Consider the following 22,335-nt stretch of genomic DNA (forward strand, 5'->3'; position numbering starts at 1 on the left):
AATTTCTAAATACAGTGCTAGATAGCAAGGAGTGAATAAATTGCTATTAGATGTAGAAGAGACCATACACTTAACAGATTTATCGTTTATTAATGTTTGTAATGAAAACTACGGAGTTAATAGAGGTGTTTTTAATACAATAGATGCTTGGTTTTACAAGCAAGGCATTCGAAACGTTTTAGAAAGACGTAATCGTATATTATTTTTTCTTGAATTTATTAAGGGAAATTCTAAATTGGAAAATAACCGCTGTAAATTTGGTCAAGGTGGATTAATCATAAAATTAGAAGAATATTATTTTCAAAGAATAGAATCGCCGAGTTTTAAAAATTGCCTCTAATCTGTAGGTGAGAAATACAAAGAGGGAAGGGTGACCAACGAGCATGACAACGATAAACAATGTAATAAAAAAACAATTACTTATTAATGGGTCATGGATGGATGCAAAAGAATATAGTCCACTTCGTTCTCCATACTCTGGAGAAGTCTTAGCTGAAATCCCAATGGCTACAGAAGAAGAAACTGACCAAGCTATCGAAGCAGCGCAAAACGCTACGAAAATCATGGCCAAAATGCCAGCTCATCAACGTGCAAAAGTGTTGGAAACATTGGCTCAACTTCTTGAAAAACGTGCAGAGGAAGCTGCTCAAATTATATCGATGGAATCAGCCAAGCCAATTAACACAGCTAAGGGTGAAGTGGATCGAACAATTGAAACCTACAAGTTTGCAGCTGAAGAAGCAAAACGAATTCACGGCGAAACACTTTCAATGGATGCGGCACGAGGCGGCGAAAACAGACTTGCCTACACGGTACGTGAACCAATTGGAGTAATCGGAGCTATTACACCTTTCAATTTCCCTATGAACTTGGTTGCTCACAAAGTAGGTCCAGCCATTGCAGCAGGAAATACAATTGTTCTAAAGCCAGCTAGCCAAACACCGCTTTCCTCGTTGTTCTTGGCCGAACTATTGCAGGAAGCAGGATTGCCTAAAGGAGCATTAAATGTGGTTACGGGTGGAGGCAGAGTGGTGGGTGACAAGTTGGTCACCGATTCTAGAGTAAATATGATTACCTTTACAGGTAGCCCAGCTGTTGGAATTGGTATCAGCAATAAAGCAGGGTTAAAACGTGTGACATTAGAATTAGGATCCAATGCAGCTGTTATTATTGATAAAGGAGTAGACATTGATAAGATTATCTCTCGATGTGTAATGGGAGCATTTTCGAACCAGGGACAAGTATGTATCTCATTGCAAAGGATATATGCTCATGAAGAGGTTTATGATCGTTTTGTTGAAAAATTTATCGAAGCAACTAAATTATTAAAAGTAGGTGATCCACTTAATCCGGAAACGGATGTTTCCGCTTTGATTTCCCAAAATGATGTTGATAGAACTCTTAATTGGATTGAGGAGGCGAAACAAAGTGGAGCTAATATTGCAACAGGCGGGTTTAGGGAAGGCAATATTCTTCATCCGACCGTCATATTAGATGCTGACTCGCACTTAAAAGTGTCGTGCCAAGAAGTGTTTGCTCCAATCGTTCTAATCAACAAGATCCAAACGGTGGAAGAAGCAATTAATTTGGTCAATGACTCTAAATATGGCCTGCAAGCAGGAATTTATACGGACAATGTCCATACAGCGCTAGATGCAGCAGAAAATTTACAAGTTGGTGGAGTGATGATCAACGATGTTCCGACATTCCGTGTTGATAATATGCCTTACGGTGGAGTGAAGGAAAGCGGTACAGGCCGTGAAGGATTGAAATATGCAGTTGAAGAAATGACAGAAATGAAGCTAATTGTTTGGAACCGGAATTAAGGAGTGAAGAAGTATGCCTTACTATGCAGCGATGTTACACATGATAGATCCCAAAAAAAATACTGAAGTGCGTCCACGTCATATCGAATATTTAGACGATCTTGATAAAAAAGGGAAAATTTTTGCAAGAGGACCATTCTTGGACGGTTCAGGTGGACTTGTAGTGTATATTGCCGATTCGATTGAGGAGGCTCTATCACTAGCGGAAGATGATCCGCATATCGTCGAGGGCGCACGTCGACTTGAGCTTAAAGAGTGGCTAGTCGTCTGAAAGAATGATGAAGATATGACAAAGAGTGCGTGTATCGTGACAACGCTTTTCTGATTGGCCAATTAGGGAAGCGTTAACCCTTATTAACGGTGGGGAATTAAGTTAATAAGAAGATTGCTTAATACAATAGAAAACCTGTACTTTGGATCCAGAATCCAAATTTATTTATCTGGTAACTGGCATGGTACATGGTAATTTATTCTATTGTTGGTATTAAATTCAGAAACTCCATAATTGATATGTAGCGAAAAACAAAAGGCTGAAGTAAAAGAGTAAAAGGTATTTAGGAGTGAGTCGTAATGGATATGAAAAAAACAGCTCTTCTATTGATTGATCTTCAAAAAGAAAGTGGCACATCAAATGTTGTTGGAATGAATGATATTGTTAAAAACGCTAAAACTCTTGTGAGTATATGCCGCAAGCATGGGATTCCAATCATTTACACTCGCCATATTAGCAGAGCAGATGCTATTGGCCTGGCAAATAAAGAACCAGTAAATGAAAATGGGGAACCTATCTATTATCATTCTGGCACGGATACGATTGAGATTATCGATGAAATAAAGCCTCAGGAAAATGATATCATTGTGGATAAATACCGATACAGCGGTTTCTATGAATCAAGCCTAGATTTGATGCTTAAAAGTTTAGATGTTAAACATTTAATAATTGGAGGAGTTCTCACAGATTGTTGTGTATTGGCTACAGTGTTAGATGCTTATTATCGTGATTACCAAGTAAATCTTGTTAAGGATATTTGCGGTACGACAACGACAGGAGCACATATGGCAGCAACATTAATGATGGCCAATTGGATCTATGATCTTAAAGTATACGATACTACTCATATAGTAAAGAGGCTTATAGGAGAAGAACACCATGGCTGGGAGGCAACATGCCCAGATCAACTTCAATTTTCTCCTAATAATCTTAAAGAAATCTATTCAAAGTTATCATTAGAAAAACTTTGATAAATAGCTATTTTCCATAATGAGAAATAATATGGTTTTAAGTTCAGCTAAGGTGAACTTAAGTTTCTTGCCCACTCTTTATGGATTAGCTTTTATAAGAAGATGAAAACGATTACAAGGAGGAGTTTTATGAAAGTTGAAACTCGAAGTATAGAATACATTCCAGCTAATGAGCGGCACGGAAAGGCAAAAGATTTATTTCCAATCTGGTTTGGCGCCAATATGAATATCACTACACTTGTTTCAGGCTCGTTGCCAATAATGTTAGGACTTAATTTGTTCTGGAGTGTTGTTGCGATCGTAATTGGTTCGCTCATTGGTGCCATTTTTATGGCATCCCATTCTGTACAGGGTCCTAAGCTGGGAATACCACAGATGATTCAAAGTAGAGCTCAGTTTGGGGTCATCGGCGCAATTATACCTTTATTCCTTGTCATGTTTATTTATTTAGGCTTTTTCGCCAGTAATACACTGCTTGCAGCTCAAACCATAGGTGATATACTTCCAATTAACCAAACTTGGAATATAGTCATAATCGGTGCTATTTGTTTTGTAGTTGCACTTTATGGATATGATTTAATTCACAAAGTCCAAAAATGGTTCTCGGCCGCATCGTTGCTTATTTTTTTGATTATGACCTATATTGTTTTTCAGTTGCCAGTACCACAAGAACAATGGTTACCTACTAATATTGACGTGTCAGCGTTTTTTCTTTCGGTTAGTATTGCTGTTACTTGGCAGCTATCTTATGCTCCATATGTTGCAGATTACTCAAGGTATCTTCCAGAAGATACACCACCTGCAAAAACGTTTTGGTATAGTTATTCAGGGACCGTGATTGGAGCTGTCTGGATGATGGTATTAGGAGCGGTATTGACAATAGCGATTCCTAATTTCATGGATAATACTGGTGGTAATTTAGCATCGCTATATGGTAGCTTTGCAATCCTTATGTATGTTTTGATTGTTTTTGGACAACTTGCTATTAATGTTTTTAATCTTTATGGAGCATTTATGTCATCGGTTACGACTATTGAACCGTTTATTAAATTCAAAGTTACACCAAAAGTACGGATGGGCTTCTTGCTAGGCATTACATTCCTTGCAACAATTTTATGTATTGTGGGACAAGGAAATTTTCTCGAGTTTTTCTTAAATTTTATCTTTTTTATGAGTTATTTTTTGATACCGTGGACTTCAATTAACTTGGTCGATTATTATCTATTGCGCCGAGGCGAATATAGTGTTAAAGATATATTTGACCTTAATGGACAGTATGGCAAGGTCAATTGGATTGCTTCCTTTGCATTCGTAGTTTCAATCATTGCTGAGATTCCTTTTATTAATGCTTCCTTTTATGTAGGACCAGTTGCAAAAGCACTTAATGGGGCAGACTTAGCTTGGGCTGCAGGATTATTTTTGCCCGCCATTTTATATTATTTCCCAATGAAACGGAAGATTAGAAACACGATTACTGGATCTGAATACCATCAGTTAGATGTTAAAAAGGTAGAAAAATTATAATTCCGTTTTTTTCTAAAGTGAAAGGCTGATTTGGAAGCCTCTATTTTGCAGATGAGTTAGCCTTCCCTTTTAGTACGAAACAAAATTCAAAATACGTGAATGGTTAAATTCACAACAAATGAACTAGCAAATAAATATTGATTCAATTTATTAGATATAAACCGTTTTACCAAGTGAGAGGATTTTTTTTAACTTCTTCCTTTATCTGATTAAAATTCTGAAAATTCAAACAAAAGGGGAAAATATGTCAACTTTACGTGAAGAGTCATTAAATATGCATAAAGAAAAGCAAGGTAAGCTAGGTGTACATTCGAAAGTCCAAGTACAAAATGCGAGGGATCTAAGTCTTGCTTATTCTCCGGGAGTTGCAGAGCCTTGCCGCGAAATTCATGCTGATGAAAGTAAAGCGTATGATTATACGATGAAAGGGAATCTTGTTGCCGTTATTTCCGACGGTACAGCTGTACTTGGTCTAGGTAATATCGGACCGAAAGCGGCCATGCCTGTTATGGAGGGAAAAGCATTATTATTTAAAACTTTCGCAGATGTTGATGCATTTCCGATATGCTTAGATACAACAGATGCAGACAAGATTGTTGAAGCTGTTAAATTATTGGAGCCTACTTTTGGAGGAGTGAATTTAGAAGATATTGCTGCCCCTAAATGCTTTGAAATTGAAGAGCGGCTACGAAAAGTATGTAATATTCCAATTTTCCATGATGACCAGCATGGAACGGCTATTGTAACCGCTTCGGGATTACTAAATGCTCTGAAACTAGTTGACAAAAGAATAGGAGAGATTCGTGTTGTAGTAAACGGTTCCGGTGCTGCTGGGGTGGCCATTGTTAAATTGCTTCTCCATATGGGCGTAAAAGACGTCATTTTATGTGATACAAAAGGCATCATTTATGAAGGACGCCTAGTTGGAATGAATCCATTTAAGGAGGAAATGGCCTATATCACTAATAAAGAACAAATAGTTGGGACATTGGGAGATGCTCTTGTGGGAGCAGATGTGTTTGTAGGTGTGTCTGCAGCAGGGGCTGTTACGAAAGACATGGTTCGTTCCATGAATCGTGACCCGATTATTTTTGCAATGGCAAATCCAATGCCAGAAATTATGCCGGAAGAGGCGAAGGAAGCGGGAGCTCTGGTAATAGGGACAGGTCGTTCAGATTTTCCAAATCAGGTCAATAACGTACTTGCATTCCCTGGTATCTTTCGAGGGGCTTTGGACGTACGAGCGAAAGAAATAAATGAAGAAATGAAACTGGCAGCTGTTTACGCAATTGCAGAATTAATAACTGATGAAGAGCTTCATGCTGATTATGTCATTCCAAATCCATTCGACCCTAGAGTAGCTGCTTGTGTAGCAGAAGCTGTAGCGAAGGCTGCAATAGAAACGGGTGTTGCACAAAAAATTAGAGATGTAGCAAAAACTAAAGGTATCTAATATCCTTAGCGCAAGAAAAATAGATTATTAATAAATCTAGAAGAAATAAAACTATATTTTATTAACCAAATTATACTATGAAAAGCGTAAGCTATAGGTTGTTGAGATAATTTTTCTCAACAACTTATTTTTATCAACCAGCAGATTGGATAAATAATAATCTAAAATCCTGTTATATATTTTTTCATTTGACGTTCTAATGGAACGTGTCATACTTGTAGAATCACAGAATTTCCAAATGCGTTGTGAACGGCTAGAAAAGTAGAAATCTAAATTAGAAGTTAAAAGTGAGGAGAAAATAATGAACTACTATAGTCCAAAAGAAATTGCGGACATATCTATTCAAAAAGGTCTTGAAAAGGTAAATCTATCTAATGTATCTCTTGCAGTTTTAGGTTTTTTAGGCGGAGCCTTTATTGCATTTGGATTTCTTGCCTATATTCGAGTAACTGGAACCATGCCTCATGAATGGGGAAGTTTAGTCACTTTTATAGGAGCAGCTGTTTTCCCAGTCGGATTAGTATTGATCTTATTAGGGGGAGGAGAATTGATTACTGGAAACATGATGACATTGAGTATCGCTTACTTTGCAAAAAAAGTTACATTATTTCAGTTAATACGTAATTGGTTCTTAATTGCATTATTTAATCTGTTGGGCGCATTGTTTGTTGCCTATTTTTTTGGGCATTTTGTCGGTCTAACAGAGGGAGCCTTTTTAGAAAAGACCGTCTCAACTGCGCAAGCGAAAGTGAAAGATCCATTTTGGGTCGCTTTTGTTTCAGGAATAGGGTGTAACTGGCTTGTAGCTATGGCAGTATGGTTATGTTATGGAGCGAAGGATTTCTTTGGAAAAATTTTAGCAATTTGGATCCCAATCACGACTTTTGTTTTAATAGGATTTCAACACGTGGTGGCTAACATGTTTATTATCTCAGCTGCTATCTTTTCAGGAAATCTATCATGGGTTGAACTATTTTTGAATATGATTCCAGTATTTTTAGGAAATGCTGTTGGCGGAGCAATCTTTGTAAGTTTCTTATATTTTCTAGTATTTAAAAAAGATGACGTTAAAATTGAAGGGAGTTCTCTTAAAGAAAACAGGAGGAATATTGGGTGATTTTATTGTGATACACCTAAATAATTTCAAATCATAAAAAAATCGTTGATGACATATGAGATTAAAAATATAAGAAGGGGGTACGTCAAGAGGGTCTATTCTCGCACTCTCTAAAATAGTACGTAGTGTTTCATACACTTATCTTTTAGTTGTTGCGGGATCTGACCCTTTACTTTTGGTACCCTCTTCTAACGTAAGTTACTTTAGTAGTTTTTGAATAACATAATTTGTTAAGTTGGGAACGATTTCAAGAGAATATGTCATTTCCATTCTCTCCAGTTTTTTATGCGCATCTACCCCATATGGTCCTATATTAATTACAGGTACATTTAATTTGCGTATGTCTTGATAATTCACGTAGTGTTTTGTACCCCAACAAGGGTTATTTTTAGAAACGGCATTAATTCCTTCTTCATCATCACTTAGAGCAACAAAACTCATATCAGAAATGTATGGGAAGAAGTTTCTCGTTACAATTGGGTATGGATATTTAGGTTGTACCATCTCCACAGCTTGGTCTAATGCATCAATTAATAATTGTTCATCATCAGTTTTCCCTGTCAATTCAACCCTAGGAGAATATAGAGAGGAGTAAAATAAGATGATTGCAGGATCTTTATCTTTCATCCATTTCCAAGCTTCTTCAACCACTCTAGCGGCAAACATACGATTATCTAGTTCAGTGTTTGATAATAGATTTTTTTTGAACGCATTCATATGTGTCACAAATTTTTCGCCATTCTCCTGAATCAATAATTGCTCGATTTCCTCGTAAGTAAAAACTCTTGGTTGCCAATGAATCGGCATATAGGGCTCTTTGCTTATCGCACAGTATTGCTTAAATCTTTCTTCAAATAAAGAAAGGGAATTGCTAAAGGCAATCATTGCTTGTTCCTTCAGCTTTGAAAGGACCTCTTTAGGTGACCATGAATGGATAAAAAAATTATAATAGACATAAGCAGATAATGCAGTTTGAACAGTATAAGACGGTTTTAAGTCCATTTGTTTTAATGAAACTGGCGGAACGGTTGTTTCACCGTAAGCTTCGTTACAAAGTTCAGGATTATAATTAATTTGCTTTGTCAGCTCAGCAGCAATAAAGTTCGGATCCAGTCCCTCGAAGCAGGAGCCTACATGGGTTTCTGCACCGGTAATAAAGAAGGATGGCAAAAGCTTTCCGACTGTCCCTTTATAAATATAACGGTTTTCGTCGCCTTCATATCGAGCTGAAACAAAATCTGCATTTATGGCTGCCGTATAATGAAATCCATGTTCTTCTTTCCAGCTATTTAAAGTTTTTAACGCTGAAAGTATGCCATGCGAGCTATCCTCCTCGTCACATTCTGCAAGGAAGATTATGTTTCCATCTAATTGTTCAGGATGCTCTGAATAGTATTTTAAGAGGTATAGATTACTTGCTACTCCGCTTTTCATATCAAGGACACCACGTCCGAATAACCAATCACCTGAGTCTAAATGATTTTTAGCTGCAGCAGGAAGGTTCTCATTTTTTAGAGTGTTCATTAGTTCATCTGGGTTACACGCTTGTTGCTTGAGTTGATTAAAATCATCAATGCCAACGGTATCCATATGTCCCATTAGAATAACAGTTCTGTTACTACTTCCTTTTGTCCCTTTTACAAAGGCTAGTACATTATACCTTTCATGTTCATCATCAATGGTTTGTTCCAAATGAATTTGAGAAGGATTAAGAGAAAAATATGGAAAAGAAGCGACCCATTTAAATAATGATTGGGCAATCGCTTTTTCGCCATTTGTATTTACAATACTTTCAATCTGAACAAGTTGTTTTGTAAAAGCTAATACTTCCTCTCTGCATGTCAACATAGGTTTGTCTCCTTTTTACTAGAGTGTTATTGTAAAAATGTATAACACTGGATAAATAAACGTCAAGTATTATCGAAATACTTCGATTTTTCCAACTTTTTGTTGTTTTGTACGACGTCGTTATATATAATATTAATTATCTGAATAAAACAAATATTTATCCCTCATCTTTTAGAGTTTTAGATGAGGTAGAGGTCGCGATTTATATTAGTATCCTATTGGAGATTCTGTGAAATCTATGAAAATAGGAAAAAGGATAAATTGCCGAAGCTTCTGAAATCACTGTGTTCAGAATTGCTGGGGCTGCACTCGAATAGGGACAGCACTGTCACAATATGAAAAAATTGTGGAGAACTATCTTTACTAATGCTTATGAATGAGGGGATGCGAGCGCTGTCATATCCCAAAGACAGCGTTTTCATTTTGTTGATGGACTTTGATTGATTTAGCAGTGTCTATTTAAAAAAGGGGGTAATATTAAATGAAAAAAATGATGATTCTCATAGCGGCATCCATGCTAATTCTTTTGTCAGCATGCGGAAGCAAACAGGAAAGTGGAACAGAAAAGACGGGGAAGGCTGAAAATACGGAGATGGGGCTAGTTAAAGAGGGGAACTTAACCTTTTCCATGACGGGGATATATCCACCATTAAATTTTAAAAAAGATGGAAAACTAACTGGGTTTGATGTAGAAATTGGAACGGAAATTGCCAAAAGAATGGGACTGGAAGCGAATCCTGTAACCAATCCATGGGAAACGATTATTCAAGGTTTAAAAGCGAAAAAATACGATGCCATCATTGGGAGTATGACAGCTACACCAGAGCGTGATAAGCAGGTTGATTTTACAGAGCCGTACTATTTATCTGGGGCTCAAATTTTTGTAGCTGAAGGTAGCACGATTCAATCGAAGGATGATCTAAAAGGGAAAACAATTGGTGTTATTCAAGCAAGTACGTGGAAGGATCTGGCGGATGAACTATCTGATAAGGTAAAGGGATATCCAGTTGATACAAATGCTCTTCAAGATTTGGAGTTAGGTCGTCTTGACGCTGTGATAACAGATAAAATTGTTGGCCTAAATGCTCAAAAGGAAAAAGGGTTAAAAATTAAACCAGTTGGCGAATTGCTAAATGAGGATCGAGTAAGTGTTGCAGTTAATGAAGGAAACACTGAGCTTAAAGAAAAAATTAACGAAGCGATTCAATCAATGGTCGACGATGGAACGTATGAAGAAATTAGTATGAAATGGTTTAATAGAAATATTTTGGAAAAGTAAAGTCTGACAATACACTTTTTTTCTAAGGAGGCTGATTGAGAAATCATGGATTTTTTGCATAATATTATTGGCATCCTGAATGAACATGGAATTGCTTTTTTAAAGGCTACATGGATTACAATATCAATCACCGGTGTTTCGCTATTCTTTGGAACAATTATTGGCATCGTCTTTGCAGGGTTTAAAATTTCGTCCATTAAATTCTTAAATAGAATTTCTGATATTTATGTTGGAATCATTCGGGGAACACCGTTGATTGTTCAGATCATGTTTCTTTATTACGGAATAGCTAGTATTGTAACTTTAGATAGTTTTACGGCTGGAGCATTAGCATTAGGCATACATACAGGTGCCTATATTTCGGAAATCTTTAGAGGGGCAGTGCAGTCCATTGATCGCGGTCAAATGGAGGCAGCCAGATCGTTAGGAATGTCCTATTCACTGTCGATGAGAAGAATTATTTTTCCGCAGGCTTTCAAAAGGTCCATTCCGCCACTTGCCAATCAGTTCATAATTAGCTTAAAGGATTCATCCCTTGTTGCTTACATATCTGTTATTGACTTGTACAATACAGCTCTTAGTGTACAAGGCGAAAACTATATGCCGTTTGAAACTTATTTTGTAGTAGGCCTCTATTATTTAGTAATCGTCCTTATTTTTACATGGTTTACAAATCGTTTAGAGAAAAAAATGGATGTAAGTAAACCGAAGGAGGTTCGTATTGCGTGATAGAGATTACTAATCTTTCAAAATCTTTTGGTCCTCTTAACGTATTAAAGAGTATTGACTTGAAAATAAAAGAACAAGAAGTGGTCGTACTAATCGGTGCTAGCGGATCGGGTAAAAGTACATTGCTTCGCTGTTTAAACTTTTTGGAAGTAGCTGAGAACGGTGAGATTAGCATTGATTCAGAAAAAGTTATCTCACAGAAAACGAACTTGAATAAAGTAAGAGAAAAAGTGGGTATGGTGTTTCAGCATTTCAATTTATTTCCTCATAAAACTGTTTTAGAAAATATTATCGAAGCCCCTATCTTTGTAAGAGGAGAAAACAAAGAAGAGGCGAGGGAAAAAGCGAGGATTCTCCTGAAAAAAGTAGGATTACAAGATAAAGCTCATTTTTATCCTGATCAATTATCTGGGGGACAAAAGCAGCGTGTGGCAATAGCTAGAGCATTAGCAATGGAACCCAAAGTGATGCTTTTTGATGAACCAACCTCAGCTTTGGATCCTGAACTTGTTGGAGAAGTTCTTCAAGTGATGAAGGAGTTAGCTCGTGAAGGAATGACGATGGTCATTGTGACACATGAAATGGGGTTTGCAAGAGAAGTTGCTGATCGTGTCGTCATGCTTGCCGACGGAAATATTATAGAAGAAGGACATCCTGAAGATATTTTTACAAATCCTAAACATGAGCGTACACAAAGGTTTTTAAACCAGCTATTATAGATTTATCAAGAATTATAATGAAGGAACTGTTTTGGTTTTCTTTCTCTTAAGAAGATCAAAGGCACCTCTGAGAAAAACTTAAAAAATATCGAATAACACTTTCATTACAGTGAAGGTCGCATATCTATTCACAAACAAAAACGCTTAGAGAATGATCGCTCTGAGCGTTTGAATTATTGTTTCCCCCATTAACTTAAAGCTCATTCATTACTCGAAGAAAAAATCAAAGCATTCTCTTTCTTGCTATTAGTTTCTGAATGACAACCCATTTTCCTTCAAAGCATTTCTAAGTTTAGGTAAAGAAGCCGGTCCCATACCATGAAATTGCAAAATCTCTTTTTCACTATATTTAGATAGATCCTGTAAAGAAGTTATCCCATTGTTTTCTAATGCTCGTCTTGCTGGTGCCGAGAGCAATGAAAGAAATCCATTAGTGGGTCTCCGTTCTTGTTCACAAGTCGGACAGGTTGGACAATCGCTGCTTTTATAATAGGTATGTCCTTTGTTGCAAGTCCTCGCATTTTTTTCTGATGTTGTCATTTTAAAATGTCTCCTTTTTTATGGAAAAGGGTTGGGGCTTCGCAAAATCGGATCTGCACCTCTACCTTAATTAAGTGATGTCATTTGAGAACCTGAACCTTTTTCATCGTGTTAGTTGAGTTTTAGATACTCATGTTTGTTCTTCTAAAGAAATACTCTTCAAACTTGCCATTTTCCTGCTTACATTACTTCCATGGATATCTTATCTCGACAATCCCACTCTTATTTTCACAAGGCTCTTTTCGTAAAGATTGTTGTTTTTAGCAAGAAACCAATTCGAACAGATGTTGATCTTCGTTACAGATGCGAGACTCCTGCGGGAAAAGCGTGTTGAGGGAGACCCCGCAAGTGCAAAGCACTGAGGAGGCTTCTGAGACCGCCTCTACAACGGAAATCAACCCGGGTTATTAGTGTAAAAATGATTGAAAAGCAACAAAGTATGTGAAAACAGCCTTTCACAAAAACAAATATCCTACTCTCCTTTTATGGTCGAACGAATACCATCATTAATTACTAATGTAACAACTTGAATATCAAGATGTCAAAGCTAGAACAGTAATAGGCAATCAACTTTACTTAAAAGGCGCTAACTCCCTGTGGAAACGGTATAATAAATTGGCAGAAGTAGACATTAAAAAGGAATGTAGTGTGTTTTGGAATGTACAAAAGTCAAAAGAAGAAAAGGAGAAACTATGACAACGAGTAAAGAAATAGGGTGGAACTTAGACAATAGTTATGCCCGTCTGCCGAAATCATTTTTTTCTAGCATCAACCCAACTCCTGTGCGCTCACCGAAATTGATTGTTCTTAATAATCAGTTGGCAACATCTCTGGGGTTAAACATTCAGGCGCTACAAAGCGAAGAGGGTGTAGCAGTGCTTGCTGGAAACCAGATACCTGAAGGTGCCAAGCCTCTTGCTCAAGCTTACGCTGGGCATCAATTCGGTCATTTTAACATGTTGGGGGACGGCAGAGCGGTGCTGTTAGGCGAGCAGATTCTGCCTCAAGGTGAGAGGATGGATATTCAGCTTAAGGGTCCAGGGAGAACACCATACTCCCGCGGAGGGGATGGTCGCGCGGCACTTGGACCGATGCTACGTGAATACATTATCAGTGAAGCTATGCATGCATTAGGTATTCCTACGACCCGTAGTTTAGCAGTGGTGACAACTGGTGAGTCAGTATTCCGTGAAACCGAGCTACCTGGTGCAATTATGACTCGTGTGGCTGCCAGTCATCTGCGTGTCGGTACCTTTCAATACGTTGCACAATGGGGAACAGTTGAAGAACTAAGGATTCTGGCTGACTATACAATAAAGCGTCATTATCCAGACATTGAAGCTGATGAGGACCGCTATCTATCCTTACTTCAAGAAGTGATCAAGTCTCAGGCTGAGCTTATTGTCAAATGGCAACTAGCTGGCTTTATCCATGGAGTGATGAACACTGACAACATGACCATTAGTGGAGAAACAATCGATTATGGTCCTTGTGCCTTCATGGATACCTACGACCCAGCTACGGTATTCAGTTCGATTGACATGCAAGGCCGCTATGCCTATGGTAATCAACCGTATATGGCCGGGTGGAATCTTGCCCGATTTGCTGAATCCCTATTGCCTCTATTGCATGATGATCAGGAGCAGGCTCTCAAACTAGCCCAGGCTGAGATTGCTAATTTTATGGAGTTGTATCAGGGAAAATGGCTCGCGGGAATGAGAGCGAAATTAGGGATGTTTAACGAAGAGACAGAAGATGAAGCCTTGATCAATAGCCTCCTCATTCTGATGCAGAAGCATCATGCGGATTATACGAATACCTTTTCGGCATTAACATTTGATAAACAGGAAGATACAGTCCTATTTGGCACTCCAGAATTCACTCAATGGTATGAAATCTGGCAGGCAAGATTAAGTAGACAACAGGAATCGAAGGACTCCGTAAATCAGTTGATGCGAAACAGCAATCCTGCTATAATCCCACGAAATCATCGGGTAGAAGAAGCATTAGAAGCGGCTGTGCAAGGAGATTATAGTGTGATGGAGCGGCTTTTGGATGTTCTGTCCAACCCTTACGCACACTCCACCGAACAGGCTGAATACTCCACACTTCCGGTGTCAGCAACTCCTTACCAAACCTTTTGCGGTACTTGATATATAAGCATTTTTATCAAACCATTGACGGATTTTCAAGATAATGCTACCTCTTTTAAAAGGTAGCATTATTTTTCTTCAATGTGATTTAAAGGTGATCGAAATGCAAGGTGAGATAGAATTTGGTTTTTACATCAAACCCTGTTTTCAGAGATAGCTTTAATAGTTTATAAAGTTCTCTAATCATAGAAAATCCCACTGCTTGAAGTTTCACTTTATCACCGTTGATTACAAAAATTATAGTTGTTCTTTTTAAAGTAAGGTTCTCGACATCTAAAACAGGCTGTGGTAAGTATCATGAATATAAATTCTGATTGTTTTGGGTTTAGATTTTCGGGAAGGTTTAAACAGCATTCTAAACAAAAGTCACCCTAGAAAAAAGAGAAGCAAATAGGAAACTTCGAGTTAGAATAGCTCGAAGCATAAAAATATGAATACCCCTGCTTAAGCATGTTATTAGACAGGTAAACTTTAATTATTAAGTAAGATTATTGGAACAAATTGAACGCCTCTTTATTTATTTCCTGGAGCGGGCTGGTCCACACCCTTTACATGATGACGATGTCCGTTGGTTTCTGTTGTGTAAAAATCATAATAATGAACATGCATTCCATTTCCTACAGGAATAGCAGGACCCGAATATGCCTGGTAATGATGAGTATGCTCATCTTCAAAGACCACATAACCTTCAGTGTAATGAACATGGTTATCATTCTCAATTTTAATAGGAGGTGAAGTAACATCTAAACATTGATGAACATGGCCATCACTGACAGATGTATAATCAACGGACCCATGATTATGGTTCGGCACAAACCCCTGAACAAAATCATCCTTACTAACCATCCTAAGCCCTCCTAACTATCAATTTTTCAATATATAGGATATTAATTTGTCACTTTCACTCATTTTCTTAGGGTTCAATCTTTCTTCCGATCCTTTAATGATGTAAAGGAAATACCTTTTTTCAAGTAATACATGGTAAGTAAAAAGAAGATAAATGGCACTGCAAAATCTAATACGTTTGAACTAACTCTTATTTTTCTGCCTTGTTTTAATGTATTTCCGTTTTGTTGATGACATTCCTAAAAATTAGTGGAGATATGTGCTTTCCATGAGATTACTAGAAAAATTAAAATGCATAATTAGGGCTGGAATCAGCTTTTAATCTGGCACTTAGAGAAATCGGTATACTAGTTTAGGCTTGGGGCCATACCGATTATGATGAGATCTGGGGCATCGTCTAGCTCCGCTACGAGATAAACAAATGACATAATTACCACATATAAACCACTGATTGTCAGTGCACAGAATTTGATATTTTTTAAATATTTAACAGATAATTCAGTCAATGTATCCTGAAAGTTTAAATGCGGATATAATGCAACGAAAAACGGTACCACTGATTCTGGCTCCACACCGCCACCATTGTGATTAGGCGAGTGTAGCGTACAATAGGCGTTTTAACGCTATAGGAGTTTTGTATAGAGAGGTATAAACTTTACTCTTGATAGACAAATTAAATATAAATTTCCAGCCTGCACGGAGAAAAGATAAGCAATGGAACGGGTGTATGCGCTAGTTCACATTTTCTAGTGGGGCGTGGCAAGGTATCATATTCATTTTTTCCTATCCTTATTATTCAGCATACAAGGAACCTTCTGGTGAAATGATCCTTGGAAAAGAGGTAGAGTTGATGAATGTAAAAAGTAGTAAAAAATCTAGAATGGGTGTAACCCTAGGGGCTACTTCAGCTGTTGCTTGGGGAGTAGATACGGTGATTATTGGCATAATAATAGCTAGTACACCTTTTAAACAGGCTGTTGGCCTTGCTCCCATTATAGCCGCTTTTATGCATGATTTTTTCTCTGCTCTATGGGTATCCTTATTTATGATTGTAAAAGGTGAATTTATTAATGTATTAAAGTTGTTTAAAACAAAGAGCGGAGCAATTTTAATATTGGGAGCATTGTCCGGTGGTCCTTTGGCCATGACCTTTTATTTTCTTGGTATTCAATCTGTAGGTGCAACTTATGCGGCAAGCATTGCTTCGATATTCCCTGGGATAGGTGCTTTGCTTGCTTTCTTTTTTTTGAAGGAAAAAATGAACAAAAGAACGTGGTTAGGCGTTCTTTTAAGTATCATCGGAGTAATAATATTAGCCTATGTGCCATCGAAGTTTAACGTCAATAGTCATTTTTATATTGGAATATTGTTTTCATTAGGTGCTGCCGTATTTTGGGGACTTGAAGGGGTGATCGGTGCTTGGGGAATGAAAGGAAAAGAAGTCATTCCTTTATATGCAATTAATATAAGACAGATGACCTCTGCACTTTGTTATGGAATATTAATTGTACCATTTATTCAAGGATATCCTTTAGCATTTCAGGCAGCATCATCTAACATCGTATGGCTAATTGTCATAGCGGGTTTATTAGGTTTTGCCAATTATTCTTTATACTACACGTCAATTAATTTAATCGGTGCTGCTAGGGGGCAATCGCTTAACAATACTTATGTTTTTTGGGCTATAATAACGGAAATCTTATTTATTGGTACCCCTATTACTTTACAATTTGTTATTGGTGCGTTAATTGTACTTTCAGGTTCTATTCTCGTTTCAGGAAACGTAAAAAATTCAAAGTATTGATTAGTACCTGATAAAGACATTGAAGACACTATCTCTATGCAAAGATGATGTGTCTATACTCAAAAAAGCCTGCAGATTGCTGCAGGCTTTTTTACGGATCATTTTTTTAAAAGTTCAAGTGCTTCTCCAAATTCCTTATCAATTTCAGCATTCGGTCGATACGTCGCAAGACTTACAAAGTATGTAACGATCCAACAGATGATGAAACCTGGAACAATTTCATAAATCGTATTAGTTAATGAAGCAACATTTCCCCAAATCATAACGGTAATCGCACCTGCAACCATTCCCCAAAGGGCACCTATAGTTGAAATCTTCCGCCAGTATAGAGAAAGTAAGATGACCGGGCCGAATGAAGCACCGAACCCTGCCCATGCGAACGATACGATCTTCAAAATGGATTCGTCATTTGGCCAAGCGAGCGCCCCTGCAATAATCGATACGACAAGGACAGCCATTCTTCCTAAAAATACGTATTGTTTATCTGTTGCATCTGTCTTGATCACCGCTTTATACAAGTCTTCAATTAGTGCTGATGACGTGACAATCAGCTGTGAAGAAATTGTACTCATAACTGCTGCAAGGACCGCTGCAAGCATAATTCCCGCAATGAACGGGTGGAAGATGATTTGTCCGAGAACAATAAACACGGTTTCCGGATCAGCAAGTGTAGCGTTATGCTGCTGATAATAAGCAACCCCGATAAGTGCTGTTGCAACAGCACCAAAAAGGCTGAGGAACATCCAGGCGATTCCGATACGACGGGCGTTTTTCACTTCTTTAACCGAACTGATTGCCATAAAACGGACAATAATATGTGGTTGACCAAAATAGCCAAGCCCCCATGCGACCGCTGACAAAATCCCGAGGAATGAAGCGCCTGACACGAAGTTCAATAATTGGGGATTAACCTCTCTGATGCTCGTTGCTGTTTCTGAGAGTCCACCTGTAAAAAATAACCCAACTATTGGGATAAGTATAAGTGCAAAAAACATAATAAGTCCTTGAACAACGTCTGTATAGCTAACCGCTAAAAATCCACCAAACAACGTATAGAAAATAACGACGGCAGATACGATCAAAAGACCAACGTGGTAGTCAAGTCCGAATGAGCTAAGGAAAAACTTCCCCCCTGCAACCATTCCTGAAGATACGTAGAAAGTAAAGAAAATAAGAATAATGATAGCTGAAGCAATCCGTAATAGACGCGATTTATCTTTCAGACGACTTTCCAAGTAACTTGGAATCGTAATGGAATCATTCGACACTTGCGTATAGGCGCGAAGACGTGGGGCAACGAGTACATAGTTCAAATACGCACCGACCGTCAGCCCGATTGCTATCCAAGCTTCAACAAGGCCGCTCAAATAGATTGCACCCGGAAGACCCATGAGTAACCAACCCGACATATCGGCAGCGCCAGCACTGAGAGCCGTAACCATGGGTCCAAGAGAACGTCCGCCAAGCATATAGTCTGTTAGGTTAGATGTACGTTTAAATGCATACCAACCGATGAAAACCATAGCAGCCATGTAAATAATAATCGCTGTTAATTGGTACATTTCATTGGACATAATAAATCCTCCTTTTCACTAAGTATTTTCATAACATAATTGTTACTACTTAGATTTTTCTATATTTTATAATACGGGTATACTTCTTTAAATTCAATTACTCTTTGAGAAGACGGGGGACTCATGAAATAGTAATTGCTCAAATTCGCCTATCATTTTCCATGATATACAAATAATTGTGTAAATTTCCTACCTACCTTTATTTATTGTTTTCATTTTAGAGAATCTGTATGTAGTTATCATTATTCAAAATTTTAATAAAAATAACGGTTCTTTTTATATCGTTAAGCGCTTTTAATTTTCTTTGTGTTATTACTTGCTAAGTAGATTACTATTTTTTCACGAGACAAAAAAGCAATATATGTCAAAAAAATCATAGTTTTTTCTGTTATCTTATTTGTAAGGGAGGTTCATAGAATGAGCTACAGTCCTATCATCCAAAAAACCATTGAATATATAGAGTCTAACTTAGATAAAGAATTATCGTTAGAAAGTATTGCTCAGATTGCTGGTTTTTCAAAGTATCACTATCATCGTATTTTTCAAAAAGAGGTTGGCGTTACCGCATCTGAATATATTCGTTATAGAAGAATTGCGAATTCAGCTAACAAGCTTCTCTATACGGATGAAAAAATAATTGAAATTGCTTTCTATTATCGCTTTGAAACACAAGAATCTTTTACTCGTTCATTTAAGAAATATTATCAATTACCGCCAGGACAATATCGTAAAATCATGGGTAAATTAACGCTACAAAGGGAGGAAATCATGTTGAAAAATGAACAGTTATTGAAAGGATGGCGCTTAAGTGGCAGTCACCCATTTAATTATAAGATGGGAATTGACCGAGAAATCTTTCATAAAGGGAAAGCATCTGGATTTTTAAAATCTGTTACTGTACAATCTCAAGGCGAGTTTGCAACAATGATGCAAGAATTTAAAGCAGATAAGTATCTTGGCAAACGATTAAAACTATCTGGATTTATAAAATCAAAAAATGTTGATGGATTCTGTGGGTTTTGGATGCGAGTAGATGATGCACTTCATGATGTATTGCAATTTGATAATATGGGTGACCGGCCAATTGTAGGAGATACGGAATGGAATCATTATTATATCGTTTTAGATATACCTGAAAACAGTGCAGTCATTTCCTTTGGTGTTCTTCTTTCAGGGAATGGGCAAGTTTGGATTGATAAACTTAAATTTGAGGAGGTTGATCATACTACACCGACGACTAATATTGACATAGCGATTGACCTCTTAGACGAACCTTCAAACTTATCTTTTGAAGAGTGTGAGTAAATGAAAGGGTGGAAAATAAATTGAAATCTGCATCTGGGAAGTAAAAAAATAGTCTCAATCCCTATTGAATAGTTAGAATTATTTGATGAATCAAAAATTATTCTCTTTTTAGCATTTTGTTTATTTAATATTGTATTCTTTGTTTTTATAGACATATGTATTTGAAATAAGAACGATAAGCAAAAGGTGAGAACTATACGCTGTTCATAACTTTATGTATTGCGTATCCCATTATTCAGTTCGTTTTAGTAAAAAGGCATATTCAGTAAAAATTTATCCTCAGCGAAAATGTCTTATAAATTCAAAGTAAATGAGGGGATATAAAATGATTTTTTCTACAAAGAGTTCTTTATTATTTACAGTAGTTTCTCTTTTGGTTTTATTAGCAGGTTGCGGGAGTGCTAAAGTAGTTGAAGAAACAGATCAATACACTTCAACCGTTGAACAAATTGATATACCAGATAATGTGAAGATAATCGGTTTGGGGGAGGCAACACATGGAAACATTGAATTCCAAGAGTTGAAAAAAGATGTTTTTAAAGTGTTGGTAAAAAATGAAAGATTAAGAGTTTTTGTCTTAGAAGGTGATTTTGGAGGTGGACAACGAATTAATCAGTTCATTTTAAACGGAAATGGTACAGCAGAAGAGGCAGTGAATACCCTTGATTATAGTATTTATAAGACAGAACAAATGGTTGATCTTGTTCAATGGATGCATGATTATAACGCGACGGTAAGCGGGGACGAGAAAGTTTATTTTTATGGAAACGATATGCAACGCTATGACTACAGTAAGAAAGGCGTTCTTGACTATTATAAAGTTGTTAACGCAGATGTAGTAAAAAAATATGCATCACAGCTGAAACACGCTTCAACTAATAAAATGCGTAAGTTAACGATGGAGCAATTGAATGAAATCGATGAAACAATAGAAAATATCATTTTAGACTTGCAATCAAATGAAGTGACTTACGTGGAACAAACGTCTACTGATTCCTATGCCTTTGCTTTACAATATGCAAAAATCATGAAACAGCGTACTCAGTTATTTTTAAATGAAGGAGATTATATGAAACTTCGTGATCAATATTTGGCGGACAATTTACAATGGATTGTTGAATTTGAAGCAACACGAGGTCACGATAAAATATTCATCACGGGACATAATGGGCATATTGAAAAAACATCTGCATCGTTAGCTGGCTACAAATCGATGGGGAATTATTTAGATGAGTTATATGGTGAAGAGTACTTTGCAATTGGTACTGATTTTATCATCAGCGAGTTTCAGGCGAAAAATGGAGGCTCTGGTGAAAGGCAGAGTCATACACTGGAGAATCACAATGATTTAGTTGATGCATTCAGTAAAGTGGAGTCAAATATTTTCTATGTTGATTTTGGAAAAGCGAGTGAGACGGATGAGTTATTGGATATCATCACGAGGGAGCAGAAGATGCCGAATATTGGGGATGATTTCCGAGCGTGGTATAAGTTTTTAAAGACGTTTTACACGATTGAAATGACGCCCAATGAAGCATATGACGGTATTATTATTGTAAAAGTAGCAACACCAACAAATGTAATAGAATAGCAATATTTAATAAAGTTACTTTACTGACTACTTCTTACGGCAAATTGCGTCTCTGGTGTGTAAGTCCATCCCGCAACTTCGTATATTACTAACTTACTAACTCATTCTATCCAAATTAAAAACCGATATGCTTTGCACTTGGGGCATTGTGGAACTATGGTACTAAATAGGGATAAAAAAGAGGAGGAAGCTCATTTTTATATCTGTCTCTACGACCATTTCTGATAATGCAGCTCTATGTCAAGCCCTCTTATTTTTAATTGGAGTTGAGGGAGAATTTCTTTACAGATCTATATAATCCATTACGGAGATGTCGCAAAACCAAAAAGGTCAGACCCTTCGTTTTGCGACTCCTATTAAGACTACAATCAGAGCAGACAAATTGAATTTAATCATTTAAATATTCTAAATGCCCATTTTCTAATGATCCATGACTCATCAAACTTTCAATAGGAAAAATGAACGTCCACGGCATACTCGTTTCCGGCTGAACGGTTAGTGAAGGGAGAGTGAAAGTATGCTCTGCAATGATTTCATTCTTTTCAATATACCGCAGATTTTTGTTAATAAATGAACATACTTGGTGACTGAAATTATGGACAAGCACGGTAACTAATAATTCACCTTTATGATTCATTGCTTGCCATAAAGAGGTGAATTGAAAACGACTTTGTTTCGGCAAACTAGTTTCTAAAAAAATTTCTTCAATGATTTTACGATCTTTATTGGATAAGGTTTTATCCCAAGATGATTCATACTGAAGTTTTTGCATCTAGTGCCACCTA

20 protein-coding genes and 1 riboswitch are annotated in these 22,335 nt (G+C 37.1%); of the genes, 14 read left to right on the top strand and 6 right to left on the bottom strand.

What is annotated here, in order from left to right:
• Positions 1 to 40 precede the first annotated feature (40 nt).
• The 7 genes from HNP81_RS17950 (at position 41) to HNP81_RS17980 (ending at position 7,162) form a co-directional block, all read left to right on the top strand.
• On the top strand, positions 41 to 340 hold the full coding sequence (locus HNP81_RS17950) for a hypothetical protein (protein WP_034300229.1): 300 nt from the start codon (positions 41 to 43) through the stop codon (positions 338 to 340).
• A gap of 43 nt (positions 341 to 383) precedes the next feature.
• A complete protein-coding gene (locus HNP81_RS17955) occupies positions 384 to 1,826 on the top strand; it encodes an aldehyde dehydrogenase family protein (protein ID WP_028390097.1) in 1,443 nt (480 codons plus the stop codon).
• A 13-nt stretch (positions 1,827 to 1,839) separates the two neighbouring features.
• Positions 1,840 to 2,097, top strand: a complete 258-nt coding sequence (locus tag HNP81_RS17960) for a YciI family protein (RefSeq protein WP_028390098.1) — start codon at positions 1,840 to 1,842, stop codon at positions 2,095 to 2,097.
• A 299-nt stretch (positions 2,098 to 2,396) separates the two neighbouring features.
• The gene (locus tag HNP81_RS17965) at positions 2,397 to 3,068 is read left to right on the top strand and encodes a cysteine hydrolase family protein (protein ID WP_182503518.1); all 672 of its coding nucleotides are present in this window, start codon (positions 2,397 to 2,399) and stop codon (positions 3,066 to 3,068) included.
• 129 nt (positions 3,069 to 3,197) lie between these two features.
• The gene (locus HNP81_RS17970) at positions 3,198 to 4,592 is read left to right on the top strand and encodes a purine-cytosine permease family protein (RefSeq protein ID WP_182503519.1); all 1,395 of its coding nucleotides are present in this window, start codon (positions 3,198 to 3,200) and stop codon (positions 4,590 to 4,592) included.
• A gap of 244 nt (positions 4,593 to 4,836) precedes the next feature.
• Positions 4,837 to 6,045, top strand: coding sequence for an NADP-dependent malic enzyme (gene ystJ / locus HNP81_RS17975; protein WP_182503520.1), 1,209 nt, complete (start codon positions 4,837 to 4,839; stop codon positions 6,043 to 6,045).
• Between the two features lie 301 nt (positions 6,046 to 6,346).
• Complete coding sequence (locus HNP81_RS17980) at positions 6,347 to 7,162, top strand: formate/nitrite transporter family protein (protein ID WP_182503521.1); 816 nt, start codon at positions 6,347 to 6,349, stop codon at positions 7,160 to 7,162.
• Positions 7,163 to 7,360: 198 nt separating this feature from the next.
• On the opposite strand, the gene HNP81_RS17985 is transcribed toward HNP81_RS17980, so the two are convergent.
• Positions 7,361 to 9,010, bottom strand: coding sequence for a M20/M25/M40 family metallo-hydrolase (locus HNP81_RS17985; RefSeq protein WP_182503522.1), 1,650 nt, complete (start codon positions 9,008 to 9,010; stop codon positions 7,361 to 7,363).
• Positions 9,011 to 9,191: 181 nt separating this feature from the next.
• Positions 9,192 to 9,375, top strand: a riboswitch (Lysine riboswitch).
• Positions 9,376 to 9,491: 116 nt separating this feature from the next.
• Between HNP81_RS17985 and HNP81_RS17990 the strand changes: the two genes are divergently transcribed.
• The 3 genes from HNP81_RS17990 to HNP81_RS18000 are packed head-to-tail and all read left to right on the top strand — an operon-like array spanning position 9,492 to position 11,737.
• A complete protein-coding gene (locus tag HNP81_RS17990; protein ID WP_028390102.1) occupies positions 9,492 to 10,289 on the top strand; it encodes an ABC transporter substrate-binding protein in 798 nt (265 codons plus the stop codon).
• A 45-nt stretch (positions 10,290 to 10,334) separates the two neighbouring features.
• A complete protein-coding gene (locus HNP81_RS17995; protein ID WP_028390103.1) occupies positions 10,335 to 11,018 on the top strand; it encodes an amino acid ABC transporter permease in 684 nt (227 codons plus the stop codon).
• The gene (locus HNP81_RS18000; protein ID WP_182503523.1) at positions 11,015 to 11,737 is read left to right on the top strand and encodes an amino acid ABC transporter ATP-binding protein; all 723 of its coding nucleotides are present in this window, start codon (positions 11,015 to 11,017) and stop codon (positions 11,735 to 11,737) included. Before HNP81_RS17995 ends, HNP81_RS18000 begins: the two co-directional genes overlap by 4 nt.
• Positions 11,738 to 11,983: 246 nt before the next feature.
• On the opposite strand, the gene HNP81_RS18005 is transcribed toward HNP81_RS18000, so the two are convergent.
• The gene (locus tag HNP81_RS18005) at positions 11,984 to 12,277 is read right to left on the bottom strand and encodes an RNA polymerase alpha subunit C-terminal domain-containing protein (RefSeq protein WP_182503524.1); all 294 of its coding nucleotides are present in this window, start codon (positions 12,275 to 12,277) and stop codon (positions 11,984 to 11,986) included.
• A 692-nt stretch (positions 12,278 to 12,969) separates the two neighbouring features.
• Here HNP81_RS18005 and HNP81_RS18010 point away from each other — a divergent pair.
• Positions 12,970 to 14,430 (top strand): protein adenylyltransferase SelO, encoded by a 1,461-nt coding sequence (locus HNP81_RS18010; protein ID WP_182503525.1) that lies wholly within the window; start codon positions 12,970 to 12,972, stop codon positions 14,428 to 14,430.
• A gap of 513 nt (positions 14,431 to 14,943) precedes the next feature.
• On the opposite strand, the gene HNP81_RS18015 is transcribed toward HNP81_RS18010, so the two are convergent.
• Complete coding sequence (locus HNP81_RS18015) at positions 14,944 to 15,276, bottom strand: YmaF family protein (protein ID WP_182503526.1); 333 nt, start codon at positions 15,274 to 15,276, stop codon at positions 14,944 to 14,946.
• A 347-nt stretch (positions 15,277 to 15,623) separates the two neighbouring features.
• A complete protein-coding gene (locus HNP81_RS18020; protein WP_182503527.1) occupies positions 15,624 to 15,848 on the bottom strand; it encodes a DUF2975 domain-containing protein in 225 nt (74 codons plus the stop codon).
• A 278-nt stretch (positions 15,849 to 16,126) separates the two neighbouring features.
• Here HNP81_RS18020 and HNP81_RS18025 point away from each other — a divergent pair, with 278 nt between their 5' ends.
• Positions 16,127 to 17,080, top strand: coding sequence for a DMT family transporter (locus HNP81_RS18025; protein WP_182503528.1), 954 nt, complete (start codon positions 16,127 to 16,129; stop codon positions 17,078 to 17,080).
• A gap of 98 nt (positions 17,081 to 17,178) precedes the next feature.
• Here HNP81_RS18025 and putP read toward each other — a convergent pair whose 3' ends face one another.
• Positions 17,179 to 18,654 (bottom strand): sodium/proline symporter PutP, encoded by a 1,476-nt coding sequence (gene putP, locus HNP81_RS18030; RefSeq protein ID WP_028390109.1) that lies wholly within the window; start codon positions 18,652 to 18,654, stop codon positions 17,179 to 17,181.
• 417 nt (positions 18,655 to 19,071) lie between these two features.
• Between putP and HNP81_RS18035 the strand changes: the two genes are divergently transcribed.
• Both HNP81_RS18035 and HNP81_RS18040 read left to right on the top strand, forming a co-directional pair.
• Positions 19,072 to 19,959 (top strand): helix-turn-helix transcriptional regulator, encoded by an 888-nt coding sequence (locus HNP81_RS18035; RefSeq protein WP_182503529.1) that lies wholly within the window; start codon positions 19,072 to 19,074, stop codon positions 19,957 to 19,959.
• Positions 19,960 to 20,284: 325 nt separating this feature from the next.
• Complete coding sequence (locus HNP81_RS18040; protein WP_182503530.1) at positions 20,285 to 21,550, top strand: erythromycin esterase family protein; 1,266 nt, start codon at positions 20,285 to 20,287, stop codon at positions 21,548 to 21,550.
• Positions 21,551 to 21,938: 388 nt separating this feature from the next.
• Here the strand turns inward: HNP81_RS18040 and HNP81_RS18045 are convergent, their stop codons facing one another.
• On the bottom strand, positions 21,939 to 22,322 hold the full coding sequence (locus HNP81_RS18045) for an SLAP domain-containing protein (RefSeq protein WP_182503531.1): 384 nt from the start codon (positions 22,320 to 22,322) through the stop codon (positions 21,939 to 21,941).
• Positions 22,323 to 22,335: the final 13 nt, after the last annotated feature.

The organism is Peribacillus huizhouensis (assembly GCF_014138605.1).
In the GTDB taxonomy this organism is placed as follows: Bacteria; Bacillota; Bacilli; order Bacillales; family DSM-1321; genus Peribacillus; species Peribacillus huizhouensis.

Coding starts and splice junctions, on each gene's coding strand:
- ystJ (WP_182503520.1), top strand. CDS start 4,837: ATGTCAACTTTACGTGAAGAGTCATTAAATATGCATAAAGAAAAGCAA.
- HNP81_RS18035 (WP_182503529.1), top strand. CDS start 19,072: ATGAGCTACAGTCCTATCATCCAAAAAACCATTGAATATATAGAGTCT.
- HNP81_RS17985 (WP_182503522.1), bottom strand. CDS start 9,010: ATGTTGACATGCAGAGAGGAAGTATTAGCTTTTACAAAACAACTTGTT.
- HNP81_RS17960 (WP_028390098.1), top strand. CDS start 1,840: ATGCCTTACTATGCAGCGATGTTACACATGATAGATCCCAAAAAAAAT.
- HNP81_RS18045 (WP_182503531.1), bottom strand. CDS start 22,322: ATGCAAAAACTTCAGTATGAATCATCTTGGGATAAAACCTTATCCAAT.
- HNP81_RS17990 (WP_028390102.1), top strand. CDS start 9,492: ATGAAAAAAATGATGATTCTCATAGCGGCATCCATGCTAATTCTTTTG.
- HNP81_RS18015 (WP_182503526.1), bottom strand. CDS start 15,276: ATGGTTAGTAAGGATGATTTTGTTCAGGGGTTTGTGCCGAACCATAAT.
- HNP81_RS17970 (WP_182503519.1), top strand. CDS start 3,198: ATGAAAGTTGAAACTCGAAGTATAGAATACATTCCAGCTAATGAGCGG.
- HNP81_RS18005 (WP_182503524.1), bottom strand. CDS start 12,277: ATGACAACATCAGAAAAAAATGCGAGGACTTGCAACAAAGGACATACC.
- HNP81_RS17955 (WP_028390097.1), top strand. CDS start 384: ATGACAACGATAAACAATGTAATAAAAAAACAATTACTTATTAATGGG.
- HNP81_RS18010 (WP_182503525.1), top strand. CDS start 12,970: ATGACAACGAGTAAAGAAATAGGGTGGAACTTAGACAATAGTTATGCC.
- HNP81_RS17995 (WP_028390103.1), top strand. CDS start 10,335: ATGGATTTTTTGCATAATATTATTGGCATCCTGAATGAACATGGAATT.
- HNP81_RS17980 (WP_182503521.1), top strand. CDS start 6,347: ATGAACTACTATAGTCCAAAAGAAATTGCGGACATATCTATTCAAAAA.
- HNP81_RS17965 (WP_182503518.1), top strand. CDS start 2,397: ATGGATATGAAAAAAACAGCTCTTCTATTGATTGATCTTCAAAAAGAA.
- HNP81_RS18025 (WP_182503528.1), top strand. CDS start 16,127: ATGAATGTAAAAAGTAGTAAAAAATCTAGAATGGGTGTAACCCTAGGG.
- HNP81_RS18040 (WP_182503530.1), top strand. CDS start 20,285: ATGATTTTTTCTACAAAGAGTTCTTTATTATTTACAGTAGTTTCTCTT.
- putP (WP_028390109.1), bottom strand. CDS start 18,654: ATGTCCAATGAAATGTACCAATTAACAGCGATTATTATTTACATGGCT.